At 57.0% G+C, this 12046-nt stretch carries 13 protein-coding genes; 9 read left to right on the forward strand and 4 right to left on the reverse strand.

Annotated features, from left to right (window positions below):
* Window positions 1-135: 135 nt before the first annotated feature.
* Entirely contained in the window at window positions 136-1944 is a 1809-nt protein-coding gene (locus tag H6G53_RS11470) for a hypothetical protein (RefSeq protein WP_190533037.1), read from the forward strand.
* A gap of 473 nt (window positions 1945-2417) precedes the next feature.
* On the opposite strand, the gene psaK is transcribed toward H6G53_RS11470, so the two are convergent.
* Window positions 2418-2684 (reverse strand): photosystem I reaction center subunit PsaK, encoded by a 267-nt coding sequence (gene psaK / locus H6G53_RS11475; RefSeq protein ID WP_099534849.1) that lies wholly within the window; start codon window positions 2682-2684, stop codon window positions 2418-2420.
* Between the two features lie 376 nt (window positions 2685-3060).
* On the opposite strand from psaK, the gene H6G53_RS11480 reads away from it, so the two are divergent.
* On the forward strand, window positions 3061-4719 hold the full coding sequence (locus H6G53_RS11480) for a DUF2079 domain-containing protein (protein WP_099534848.1): 1659 nt from the start codon (window positions 3061-3063) through the stop codon (window positions 4717-4719).
* A 104-nt stretch (window positions 4720-4823) separates the two neighbouring features.
* Window positions 4824-5306: a 2-C-methyl-D-erythritol 2,4-cyclodiphosphate synthase gene (ispF, locus tag H6G53_RS11485; RefSeq protein ID WP_190353495.1), complete on the forward strand. Its 483-nt coding sequence runs from the start codon at window positions 4824-4826 to the stop codon at window positions 5304-5306.
* A gap of 26 nt (window positions 5307-5332) precedes the next feature.
* On the opposite strand, the gene H6G53_RS11490 is transcribed toward ispF, so the two are convergent.
* Window positions 5333-6028 carry a septum formation initiator family protein gene (locus H6G53_RS11490; RefSeq protein ID WP_143473160.1) on the reverse strand — a complete coding sequence of 232 codons (696 nt, stop codon included), beginning with the start codon at window positions 6026-6028 and terminating at the stop codon, window positions 5333-5335.
* Window positions 6029-6116: 88 nt separating this feature from the next.
* On the opposite strand from H6G53_RS11490, the gene H6G53_RS11495 reads away from it, so the two are divergent.
* The 6 genes from H6G53_RS11495 to H6G53_RS11520 all read left to right on the forward strand — a co-directional run bounded on the left by H6G53_RS11495 (window position 6117) and on the right by H6G53_RS11520 (window position 10104).
* The gene (locus tag H6G53_RS11495) at window positions 6117-6284 is read left to right on the forward strand and encodes a hypothetical protein (protein ID WP_190533040.1); all 168 of its coding nucleotides are present in this window, start codon (window positions 6117-6119) and stop codon (window positions 6282-6284) included.
* Window positions 6265-6678, forward strand: coding sequence for a preQ(1) synthase (gene queF, locus H6G53_RS11500; RefSeq protein ID WP_099534845.1), 414 nt, complete (start codon window positions 6265-6267; stop codon window positions 6676-6678). Before H6G53_RS11495 ends, queF begins: the two co-directional genes overlap by 20 nt.
* 21 nt (window positions 6679-6699) lie before the next feature.
* Window positions 6700-7107, forward strand: coding sequence for a peptide chain release factor 1 (locus H6G53_RS11505; protein WP_190353492.1), 408 nt, complete (start codon window positions 6700-6702; stop codon window positions 7105-7107).
* Between the two features lie 359 nt (window positions 7108-7466).
* Window positions 7467-8183 carry a CHRD domain-containing protein gene (locus H6G53_RS11510; RefSeq protein WP_190533043.1) on the forward strand — a complete coding sequence of 239 codons (717 nt, stop codon included), beginning with the start codon at window positions 7467-7469 and terminating at the stop codon, window positions 8181-8183.
* A 324-nt stretch (window positions 8184-8507) separates the two neighbouring features.
* The gene (locus H6G53_RS11515; protein ID WP_190533047.1) at window positions 8508-9143 is read left to right on the forward strand and encodes a sigma-70 family RNA polymerase sigma factor; all 636 of its coding nucleotides are present in this window, start codon (window positions 8508-8510) and stop codon (window positions 9141-9143) included.
* A 4-nt stretch (window positions 9144-9147) separates the two neighbouring features.
* Window positions 9148-10104 (forward strand): anti-sigma factor, encoded by a 957-nt coding sequence (locus H6G53_RS11520; RefSeq protein ID WP_190533052.1) that lies wholly within the window; start codon window positions 9148-9150, stop codon window positions 10102-10104.
* Window positions 10105-10157: 53 nt separating this feature from the next.
* Here H6G53_RS11520 and H6G53_RS11525 read toward each other — a convergent pair whose 3' ends face one another.
* Window positions 10158-11084 carry a hypothetical protein gene (locus H6G53_RS11525; protein WP_190533055.1) on the reverse strand — a complete coding sequence of 309 codons (927 nt, stop codon included), beginning with the start codon at window positions 11082-11084 and terminating at the stop codon, window positions 10158-10160.
* A 169-nt stretch (window positions 11085-11253) separates the two neighbouring features.
* Window positions 11254-12033, reverse strand: coding sequence for a phosphate ABC transporter ATP-binding protein PstB (gene pstB / locus H6G53_RS11530; RefSeq protein WP_099532364.1), 780 nt, complete (start codon window positions 12031-12033; stop codon window positions 11254-11256).
* Window positions 12034-12046 lie beyond the last annotated feature (13 nt).

Below are 12046 nucleotides of genomic sequence, written 5' to 3' on the forward strand. Positions count from 1 at the left end.
TTTTACCAATTTTCGCCAATATTTTCTATCGAACGGCAATTGAATGGCGATTGGCGGGCGATCGCCCTTGGAAATCCCGAAGCGGCGCGCCCTGTCCTGAAGAGGAGATTACGCTCGTGCTTCTGGACGCTGGCCATGCCCACTTTGCTGCCTATCCTGTCAAGTTTTGCCGGTTCCGGTTCGTCCTTGCTGGAAGTGCCGGGGGTTGCTCGGTCTGCCCGTCGATCGAGCCAGAGTTTGACCGATCGCCCTCGGGCCAGCCGTTCGATCGCCCGTTCCGCCGCGGCCGGCAGTTGGAACCAAGAGCTATATCAACGGTTGCGGCTGTCCTTGGGGTTGGGGTTGCGGCGGCAGGTGTTTTTAGTGGTTTGTGATGATTTGCCCCTGCGCGATCGACTGGCGGGACGGTTGGCCCAGGAGTTGCCCGCGCCGCAGTTAACCACTTTGCGCCTGGAACCCCATCAACCCACCCTGGCGGGGGCGATCGAGTCCCTTTCCGAAACCACGGTGCAACTGTTGGGGGTGGAACAACTGACCCGGCAAGCGGCCCGGCTGCAACGGCAATTTTTAGCGGAATTGGAAGCCTTGGCCAGCAATTGGGCCCATGGGAATTTGAGTCTGTTGTTGTGGGTTCCCCGACCTTGGCTATACACGATTCGGGAATCGGCTCCGCAGTTTTGGGCCTGTTGCACGGGCACGTTTGAGTTTGAAGGCCAGCCAGCGGTGTTGCTGAATCCCTTGTCGGGAGCCGATCGGGCAGCATCCTGGGTTGGGCGCGATCGGGGACGGCCGACCCTGACGGTGTTGCCCCGACCCAACGAAGGAGCCAAGCCGATTGTGCCGCCCTGTCCGCCCGCGCCGACGATTTGGGAGCGGTGGGTGATGGAAGCCACGGCGGCCCGCGCCAAGGCTGCGGTCAAGGGAGTGGCGGCGGAGGTGGCCCGGGCCAGCTTGGAAACGGCGGCCCAGTGCTATCAACGGGCGATCGACTGGGTGAAAACTCACGGAGAGCCGGCCGCCCTCCGATCGCTTTACTACGATCTGGGCGGAGTTTATGGCGATTGGGTGCGCTGGGGCGATCCGGCCTGGGCTTGGGAGCGGGCGGTGCTGGCCTACCGAGCGGCGATCGGGGATGGCTCCGGTGGCGATCGGGCTTGGCGAGTGGCGGCCCGCAATAATTTGGGCACGGCCCTTTGGAGTTGGGCCCGCTATGGCGACTCGGTGACCCGGTTGCAAGGGGCGATCGACAGTTACCGAGCAGCTTTGGCGGACTATGCAGAACAGCCAGGGGCCGAACCGGCCGCCGGGCGATCGCATCCCGGTGATGAGCGCCTGCCACCCGACTTGCTCTATGGCACGGTGCAGGCGAATTTGGGAACCGCCTACCTAAACCTGGCCCAAGTGGATACCCAAGAACAATGGCTGCTGCTGGCCGCCAGCGCCTTTGAAGCGGCCTTGCCCTATCGCAGCCCGGCTGATCGCCCTGCTGCCTATGCGGCCACCCAAAACAACCTGGGCACAACCTATTGGCAACTGGGGCGGCAACTGCAACCGCTGGATCCCCAACGGCGGCGAGACTGCTGGCAACGGGCCGCCCAGGCCTATGCCCAAGCCCTGACCATTGACCCCACCATTCCCGTTGGGTTCGATCGCGCCGCCGCCGCCAGCCAGTTGGCCTGGATTTACTTACAGTTGGGCATCGATTCCTACTTGCCCCTGACGGTGAGCGATCGGGCAGTCCAGCTCGATCGGGCCCTCGCGACCTACGTGCAAATTCTGACCGTCCATGGGGATCAGCCTCCCCTGCGCGATCGGGCCCTCAGCGGGGCGATTGCCACCATTCGCGCCATCTATCAACATCTGGGCCTTGAGGGCCAAAGCCGCGCCCTCTCCAGCATTCCCGGCCAATGGCTGCCGGCCGTGATCGATCGCCTCACCCACTAATCCTTCGCCCTTCTGCCCCGAGCACCCACTCACCAGAGCACCCACCCACCACACAAGGGGTTTAAACCCCTTGCCCCCGAGGATCCTGTGGCCCCTGGGACTCTTGCAGCGGATGCTTGGTGAATGCTTAGTCGATCGCCCTGGCCAGCCCAAAAAAATGCGCCAAACCCGGGGGATGCTGTCCCGGAGTTTGGCGCGTCAACCATTCGTTATCAATCAGTTCTGAAGAAGCTTTGGATTAGAGGAGTCGCTTTGGAATTCAAAACGCAACCCTACCCGATCGGCACACAAACGATTGCTAGACGATGGCGGTGCGAGGAGTGGAAACTATTTTTGGCACACCAACTTTTAGCACATTGCGGCCCGAGTCTTGCGAAATTGCAGGTCTCCTTTGGACACGCGCCCTGCCAAAACCTGGGTGAGTTCGATGCACCCTGAATGACCAGGTAGTTTCAAGATCGGGCGATCGCCCCTTACAGCGCACCCAGGTAGGACAAGCCCAGGATCGTCCCCAACCCGAGAATGTGGCCAAAGCTCGTGGTGGCCAGCAGGGCCGGGAAACCCATCCCCCCAAACAAAGCGGGCGAGGGCAGGGCCGGAGCCGCACTGGGATACTTAATCGAGTATTTGCCGATGGCGATCGCCAGCACATTGCAAGCAATCATCACCGCACCCACCTTCGGACTCCATTCGAGAGTTGTGGGGACAGCCGCCAGCAAGGACAAGGAAACGTTCAGCATAGATTCTGAAGGGGTGAAACGCCCGAAACACAGCAAATTTGAGGCTATCTTGAACCGAAACCTTGGGGAACGGTGGAGTTTGTTTGCAAGATTTAACGTTTCTTTGAAGAGTTCCAGCAATTTCTTAAGCGGGCCCCTCAGGGGCCCTACGGAATATTGCGAATCTTCCGATCCCCTATTCTGATCCTCCAGACCCAACCGATCGCCCGAGATCGCCTAAGATTGCCCGATCGCCCGCCCCCAGACTCGCCCCAGCCGCACCCCAGACCAGTTTGGCCCTCGGATGCCCACGAAGGACAACCCCGCGTGGCACAATAGCCCCCGGATTCCCCATTCGCTTCAGTTCCCCATCAACCGGCTCAAGGCGCGATCGACCATGCAAGTCGTTAACCAATGGTTCACCCTCGGGCGCAATACCCTGCGCGATCGCCCCAATCTGCGCCATGTTTGCATCGTGGCCGCCCTGTTCGGCGCAGTGACCCTGATCCTGGGTTTGCACCGCTACTTCACCCTCTACGCCTCCTACGATCAGGGCATCTTTAACCAAGTTTTTTGGAATAACCTGCACGGGCGCTGGTTCGAGAGTTCTCTCTCTTCCTCCCTCTCCAGTGCCGTCAAACAAGATGGGCAAGCCGCCGAAGTGTTCTATCGCCGTTTGGGGCAACACTTCACCCCCGCCTTGCTCCTGTGGCTGCCGATTTATGCCCTCCATTCCCAAGCAGTCACCCTGGTGTTTTTGCAAGTGGGGCTAATTACCGCCGCTGGCTTTGTGCTGTATGCCCTGGCCCGGCAACACCTCAGTGGCCCCGTTTCCGCTTGGATTGTCACGGGCTACTATGCGGCCAACGCCGTCATTGGCCCCACCTTTTCCAACTTTCACGATCTGTGCCAAATTCCGCTCTTTTTCTTCACCATTTTGTTGGCCATGGAAAAGCGGATTTGGTGGCTGTTTTGGCTGGTGGCAGGCCTCAGCCTATTGGTGCGTGAAGATCAAGGGATTGGGTTATTTGGCATTGGGGCTTACATGGTCTTGAGTCGCCGGTTTCCATCCCAAGGATTGGGGCTTTGTACCCTGTCGTTTCTGTATGTGGTGACCTGTACTAATGTCTTCATGCCCTTCTTTTCGCCAGATATTTCCAAGCGATTCATGATCGAGCGCTTTGGGCAATATGTGGGAGAAGAGGAGGCTTCCTCGATCGACATTTTGAAAGCCATGTTGACCCAGCCTTGGCTGTTGGTTTGGGAACTGGTGAATCCGCCCTTTGAAACATTGAAATATTTGGCGGGTCATTGGTTGCCTTTGGCTTTTGTGCCGGCCTTGTCTCCCGCCAGTTGGATTATTTCTGGGTTCGGGTTGCTGAAAATTTTCTTGCAGCAAGGGGAATCGGCCCTGTCCATTAATATTCGCTACGCGATCACGATCGTGCCGGGGATGTTCTATGGGGCGATTTTGTGGTGGAAGTCCCATGGCGATCGATTCAAACAACCGAAATTTCGGCGGTTTTGGGCCGCTTGCATTGCCCTCTCGCTGCTGTTTTCCTTCACCTCCAATCCCCATCGAGCTTTATATTTTCTGATTCCCGATTCGGTGCAGCCTTGGGTTTATGTGTCGCTGCCGGAACAGTGGAGCCATGTGGGCCATGTGCGCAAGGTTTTGGCCCAAATTCCTGAAGATGCGAGCATTGCGGCCACGACCTATTTGGTTCCGCCCCTTTCCAGCCGCCGAGCGATTATTCGCCTCCCTTGGACGGAAATTCGCCGTGATGATCAACAGATTTATTTCGCTGATTATTTGGTGGCGGATACTTGGCATTTAGCCCGCTATCAGGTGGCCTTCAGCAAGGAACGGGGGGAATTGCGGGAGTTTGTTCCCTTAGTCGATCGCACGTTGGCCCAAGGTCAATATGGAGTGCAAATGGTGGAAGATGGGGTAGTTTTGCTGAAGCTCAATACCCCTTCGGATCCGGCGGCTTTGGCTGCTTGGAATCAACGGCGATCGGAGCTATTGCCGCTGATTCAACCTACCCAATCCTAGAGGTGGATTAAGCAGGATTAAGCAGGATTAAGCAAATCAATTTGGGCTGTTCAGACATGCTCAACAGTGGCTGAATTGGGGATGCAAATACAGGAGGAAAAACGATGGCAATTCGGATTGGCAATGGCTATGACATTCATCGCCTGGGGCCCGATCGGGACTTGATCTTGGGCGGCATCAAAATCGATCACGAGTTGGGATTAGAAGGCCACAGCGATGCGGATGTGCTGACCCACGCAATTATGGATGCGATGTTGGGGGCCCTCAGCTTGGGCGATATTGGTCACTACTTTCCGCCCACGGATCCCCAATGGAAAGGGGCAGACAGCCTGAAGCTTTTGGCGCAGGTGAACCAGCTTTTGCGCGATCGGGGTTGGCAGGTCAGCAACATTGACTCGGTGGTGGTGGCGGAACGGCCCAAACTGAAACCCCACATCAACGCCATCCGATCGCGCCTTGCGGAAGTTTTGGGCATTGAACCCGATCGCGTTGGTGTGAAGGCCACCACCAACGAAAAATTGGGCCCCACGGGACGCGAGGAGGGCATCTGTGCCTATGCCGTGGCGCTCTTGGAAACCGTTGCCTAGGGGATGTTTGAGGCCGGTGGCGACAACTAGCGAGGGTTGGCGGGCGCTGCGTTGGGGCTGGGGTTGGGCTGAATTTGGGGTTGGGCTGGCTGGAAGGGTTTTTGCTTGCTGTCCATGATCGGCCGCACCAGGGCAAAGCTAATGCCAAAGGCCGTCATGGCAATCAGGGCGATCGCTAAAATGGGCCAAATGCCAGAGCTGGACTCGCCGGAGCCGCCGTTGGGGGTCGATCGCCCAAAGTTGCCCAAGCCTCCCAGCCGGGTCGATTGCGGTTCGTTGGCGGCTCCATAGAACTCTGCCATGGGTTCCAAGTCTGGCAAGGCGTTCCAATCGCTCACGGCTGCTTGCTGGAACGGATCTCCCGCGATCGGGGCGTTGGGGGCCAAGGCGGGCTGGGGCGGCCTGGCGGCCATCGGCGGTGGCGGGGCGATCGGGGCGCTGGGCGCAACACTCAAGGGATTGGGATCTAAGGGGCGCGGGGCATCCTGGGGCGTGGCGTTGGCCCGCAGGGTGGCCACGGCTTCCGCCAAGGCATCCAAGTCCGATCGCAGGCGATCGCGCTGTTGGGTCAGTTGGGCATTGTGCTTTTGCACCGCTTCCAACATGGCGCGGGTAGCTTGCAGCTCCGAAGCCAATTGGCGATAAACCGCCACGGGAATTGTGCCTTGGGAACCGCTTGGCCCGGATGACACAAGGGACTTCGGCGAAACGTTGCTATCCATAGCTCAACTCAACCCAACGTTGAATAACGGCAAAGACTCCCGGCCATTATCAACGATCGCCCTCAGGATCGACTGCCCAATCTGGGTTGTGGACTGGCGCGATGTGGATTTCCCGATCGGGCTAGGGCGATCGGCCGCGCGATCGCCCGTGGCCGAAATGGGGCTAGTTGGCTGGAGTCAGTCCATCAAGTTTTGTAAACTGTTCTCCAGTCTCGCAACCTCACAGAGCCACAGTCATGAGCCAAGCCACCGCTGACACCGCCCACGAACCCGTGAAATACGGTGAGCGCCAAATCGAAGAAGGGCAATTGATCACCTTCCCCAATCCGCGGCCGGGTCGGATCTATCATGTGCAAATTAGCTTGCCGGAATTTACTTGCAAATGCCCCTTTTCCGGCTATCCCGACTTTGCCAAAATTTCGATCGACTATGTGCCCGATCAAAAAGTTGTGGAACTGAAGGCGATCAAGCTCTATATCAACAGCTACCGCGATCGCTACATTTCCCACGAGGAATCCATTAACCAAATTTTGGACGACTTTGTGGCAGCCGCTGATCCGTTGGAAGCGACGATCGTTGGTGATTTTAACCCCCGTGGCAATGTCCACACCGTGGTGGAAGTGCGCCACCAAAAACCCGCCCAAGCCTAGCCCAATTTCGGAGTCGATCGCGTGAGCCAACCTTGGCGACAAATTACCCAACAACCCTGGGGATCCATGGCCGGTGCGGCGGCCCTCAGCCTCGCCCTGGCCATGGCGATCGACCAAGGCGTAATTGTCCTGGCCGAAGCCTGGCCGCCCCTCGCGGCGGGGCTGATGGGGTTGGGATCCTGGTCTATTTTTTTAATCCTGGCGATCGGGCTGGGTGTGGGAGCCTTGGCGGTGCATTGTGCCGAGCGGCTGTTTCCGCAAGTGCGACTCAATGGGGGCAGCCTGTGGACCCTGGTGGCTTGTGTGGGGGGCGAGCTGGGTCTTTTGAGTTTGTTGCCGTTGCCGGTGTTGCTGATTTCCTTCAGCGAGCTGATGGTGATGGCGATTTTGGTCGGTGTGTTTTGGCGGGGCCGGGCCCACTGGCGTTGAGCCAGATTGCCAGCTTTCCAAGATTTCTAGATTTCTAGAATCCCAATTTCTAAATTTCTAAAATCCCAATTTCCAAAATCTAAATTTCTAGACTTCTAGAATCCCAATTTCTAAATTTCTAAAAGACTGCATCCAAAACGCGATCGGGTGACGTACTCCAATCGAGCGATCGCGCAGGGTGGCTGATCTCAGTGCAGCCTGTTGGTCAATGGGCCTGGTGTGCAATAGGCGCGCAATATTTTTGTGCAACTTTCAATACAACCGGCCGTTAGTACAACCGGCCGTTAGTGCAACCGGCCTTGCTTCTGCGCGATCGCCCCGAGGTCTCAAACCCGATTTTGATTTCAGGATGATCTTTCATGCGCCATAATCCATTGCCCCGTCCTGTTGCCCAAGGTGCTGTTTCTGCCGTTCGCTGGCGATTGTGGGTGCGATCGGCCCTGTTGTTTGTGCTTAGTGGTTTGTTAACCGTTGTATTTCACGGTTTTGCCCTGGCTCCAGTGGGTGGCCCAGGGGCGGCCTGGGCGGGCGATCGCCCTATGCTCGTGGAAGCGAGCCAGTTTGGCCCGATGCAGCCAGCAAATTTGCTCGATCGCGCCGTGTATCAAAATCTGCAAGCGGCCAAGGCAACCCTGTTGGCCAGCGGAGCCAAAGCCAGCGAGCTAAAAACCTTTGTGGCCAAAATGAGCACCGCTGAGACAGTGCCCGTGCGAGCCAACAGCGGCGCTTGGGGAACCGTGGGAGCCGTCCTGTCGGGTAACCGCTTGGTGGTGCGGGGCAGTTTTCGGGAGCTATCCAGCCCCCTGCGCAACTACGTTACGGATCCCGTTAGCCCCCCGAACCCGAACATCACCTCCGCCTTTCACATTCACCGAGGCATGGCCACCGAAAATGGCCCTTTCCAATACGCCCTGCAAGTGATGACCGATGACAGTGGCTTACTGGGCAGCGCCATGGGTGACTACATGCTCACGGTGGAACAGTTGGATGCGTTGAGCAAGGGGATGCTCTATGTGGATTTGCACACCACTAAAAACCGTGGTGGCGAGCTGCGGGCCGTGTTGAAGCCGCTTTAGCTTCTCCCTTGGCTGAAGCACGGAGGCGCTCAGCTTTGGGGTTGACGGACTCCCCGCGATCAATCGACGGGGAGCCGGCCGCTGGCTAGAGTACATCGGGAAATTGCAGAAAGTTAGGGTCTGAAACTCCGCGCTTTTGGAGCGTGCTAGGCTGCAATTGGCCGCGAGGTTCGTGGCTTCAGTCTGTGGGTTTGCAATTCTCGAGCTGCCTGTGGCGGGGAGAATGCCAACAGCATTACGCAGACCGATGCTTCGCCCGTGGCCCCAGCCCTCAGAGGCCCAGGATTGCCGGTATCAAGACAGCCAGATCCACCGCCATTGCCTATGGATGCCCAATCCCCTGAGCTTGGCTCCGGCCCAGATTGGGCAGCGGAGGAAAAAAGCCAAGTTGTGGGCCCGCCCGAGCCGAGTGATGCGGTTCTGTGGCAGGCGCTGCGACGGGGGGAGCGGGCCGCCTTGGGGCAGCTCTACGATCGCCATGTGGGGGTGGTCTATGCGATCGCCCTGCGATTGTTGGGTAATGTGCAGGATGCGGAAGATTTAACTCAGGAAATCTTTTTGCAACTTGGGCGCAGTGCCTATGACCCCGATCGGGGATCCTTGCGCACATTTTTGGCAATTTTGACGCGATCGCGCGGCCTTGATCGGCTGCGGGCCCAACGCCGGGCGCGGGCTTCCTTGGAAACTTGGCAAACGGAACAACAACAGGCCATTGCTCAACCGCCGGATCTGTTGGCGGAGTCGCTCGATCGAGCCGAGACGGCGGCCCAGGTGCGTGCGGCCCTGGCCCAACTGTCTGAAAATCAGCGCCAAGTTTTGCAGTTAGCCTACAGCGACGGCCTGAGCCAGTCGGCCATTGCCGAGCGCCTTGGTCTTCCCCTCGGAACGGTCAAAGCTTGGGCCCGACGGGGATTGCTGAAGCTGCGCCAAACCTTGCAGCCCGCTGTGGAGGATGCCTAGCCCCATGACTTCTCCCATCCTTCCCCCCCATTCCGACGGCTCCAACCCCGTGCCCGAGCCAGCCCCCACCGCTGAACCGTTGGCCAATGCTGACGCAGCCGATCGCGCCCTGGAGCCGATCGAGCCGATCGAGCCGATCGAGATGGATTGGTTGTTGGCGGGCTATGTGTTGAATGATTTGGATGCGGATGAGGCGGCCGCCCTGGCCCAACGGTGGGATGAGGCGGCGATTCAACAAACCTTGCAAGAACTGCAAACCAGTTGGGACTTGGTGAACTTGCCTGCGCCCGTGCAGCCTGCTGCTGCCTTGCGATCGCGCATTTTGGCGGAAGCTGACCCAGCGGCTCGATCGCTGGACTCTGCACCACCGGAGCCATTGGCATTGTCCGCCGCGTCGGATTCGGCTTTACCATCGCCTCCCTTCACCCGATCGACCCGATCGACCTGGTGGGCAGAAGTTCAGCAATTGCCTCGTTGGGCCCAGCGGGCCGGTTGGGCGGCGGCGGCGATCATTGCGGCCTTGACGGCGAGTAATTGGTGGTTGTGGCGATCGTTGCAAACCCAACAGGCCCAAGCGCCCGGCCGCCCGATCGTCGTGGTGTTGCGCACCGCCAATCAGGAATCGCCTGCTGGCCGAACCAACGCAGCGGTGGCGATCGAGGTTGATCCGTCCCGGATGGTCGGTCGTTTGCGAGTGGATCAATTGCCGCCCCTCGCGCCGGGCAAGGTCTATGTGCTCTGGACGGTGGTGGATCCCCAGGCTCCATTCACAACGGATCATAAAAATGCCATCTTGACCCATGTGTTTTCGGTGAATCAACCAAGCGATCGGGTTCAAAATTTAGTGTTGCCGAAGGCTTTTTTAGATCTTGAATATGTCAAGGCGTTGGCCATTTCGGTTGAAGATGCCAAAGCGCCCCAACGCCACCAGTCACCGCCCATTTTGATTGAACGTCTTTAATCAAGTGCCGCTGATCTAGCCTTCAGTGATCTGAAACTTCAGCCCAGATTTGCCTAGGTTCTCGGATCCGTTTTCCAAAGCACCATAAAAGCGCCACTACTATTGGTCAGCTTCACCAAACTGAAAAAGAAAGTAATCCCACCGGTATTTTTAGCCATGAACAATTTGGATCCGCCGTAGTTGGGATCCATTTCCGTGACTTCAAATCCCAGTTTTTGCGACAGGGTTGGCTCAATGTAATCCAAATAAGCAGCATTGGCAGACATTTGAGGAATTGCCAACGAGGCAAAGGCCCCGCGATCGACCAAAATTTGGCCATCGGCTCCCACAAAATCCCCATAAATTCCCTCAGGAATAGTTTCAGGAATACTGACCATAAATTCCTGAAGCGTGGCCTCATCATTCGTGCCACTTTCCAGCAATTTAGCCAGGATTTCTTTGCTTAATTCATCCACCAATCCCTTGCCGCTGCCGGTGCTGTCGCCGCCCGCCTGATTCACGGGGGGCGTGTTGACTGGTGGCGTATTGGCTAAGGGATCTTCGCCTTGGGGATCGGGCTTGGGGGTGGGTTCCGGCTTTGCGGTGGGGGTGGGTTTGGCTGGTTCCGTAGGCTGGGGTTTGGGTTTGGGCGGCGTGGCTACCAACGCGGGCGATCGCCTGGGGGGCGTGGCTTTGGGCTTTTGGGGCTTCGGTTTTGGGGGCTTGGGCTTGGCGTTTTTGGGTTTTTGAGGCTTCGGTTTTGGGGGGGCGGCGCTCAATTGGGAAACCTTAATCACTTCCTTGGGGGGCTGTTTTTCGGTTTCAGTGCGATCGGGTGTGGGCAACATCAACACCGCCACATGCAACCCGATCGCCACAAACAGCAATGGCCGATTGCACAGGTTCAGCAAATAGGGAATCGATCGCTGAATCTGTTTCCACTGGTTGGCAGCCCAGGGTAGGGAATCAAGTTTAAAGTTCAGCATTGGTGAAGAACCCATGGGAGGCGATCGTCCAAGTGAGTAATGGCAACCGGTCTAAATAGCAATCAAAATCAAAGCCAAAATCAAAGCCAAAATCAAAGTCAAGGCCAAAGTTAAAATCAAAGCCAAAATCAAAAGCAACGCCAATTAACAGTTCAGCAATGAATGCTAAAAATCTCAAAATTCTTTAGCCAACACTGCCCGATAAATAGGATTGGGTCAGTGGATCTTGTGGTTCAGCAAACAGCTTTGTCGTTTTTTGAAATTCCACAAGTTTTCCCAAATACATAAAAGCGGCATAGTCTGAAAACCGTGCTGCCTGCTGCAAGCTGTGGGTCACAATCAAGATCGTGACTTGGGCTTTCAGTTGCCGCATTAATTCTTCAATATGCGCCGTTGACATTGGATCCAACGCAGAGGTTGGCTCGTCAAATAACACTAAATCGGGGTTGGTTACGAGGGCACGAGCAATGCAAAGCCGCTGTTGTTGACCACCGGAAAGATTAAAAGCCGGCTCTTTTAGGCGATCTTTTACCTCATGCCAAAGGGCGGCTGATTTGAGGGCCGCTTCCACCTTTTCATCCAAGTCCGATCGCTGAGTTCGACCCTGAACCCGTAAACCGTAGGCTACATTTTCATAAACCGATTTTGGAAAAGGGTTCGGTTTCTGAAAAACCATCCCAATTCGCATCCGCACCTCGATCGGGTCAATGGTGGGACTGAGAATATTGTGTCGTTGATCTAAGAGAATTTCGCCCCGATAGCGATTGTTAGGATATAGATCATGCATTCGGTTAAAACACCGCAGCAAGGTTGTTTTGCCGCACCCCGAAGGCCCCATGAGGGCTGTAATTTGCCGATCGGGAATCGCAAGGTTGATATCTTTCAGCACCTGGGACTGGCCGTAGTAGAAATCAAGCGATCGCACTTCGGCTTTAATGGGAAATTGGCTATCAAGTCGCTGCATAGTCTGTGAACTG

It is taken from the genome of Limnothrix sp. FACHB-406 (assembly GCF_014698235.1).
In the GTDB taxonomy this organism is placed as follows: domain Bacteria; phylum Cyanobacteriota; class Cyanobacteriia; order CACIAM-69d; family CACIAM-69d; genus CACIAM-69d.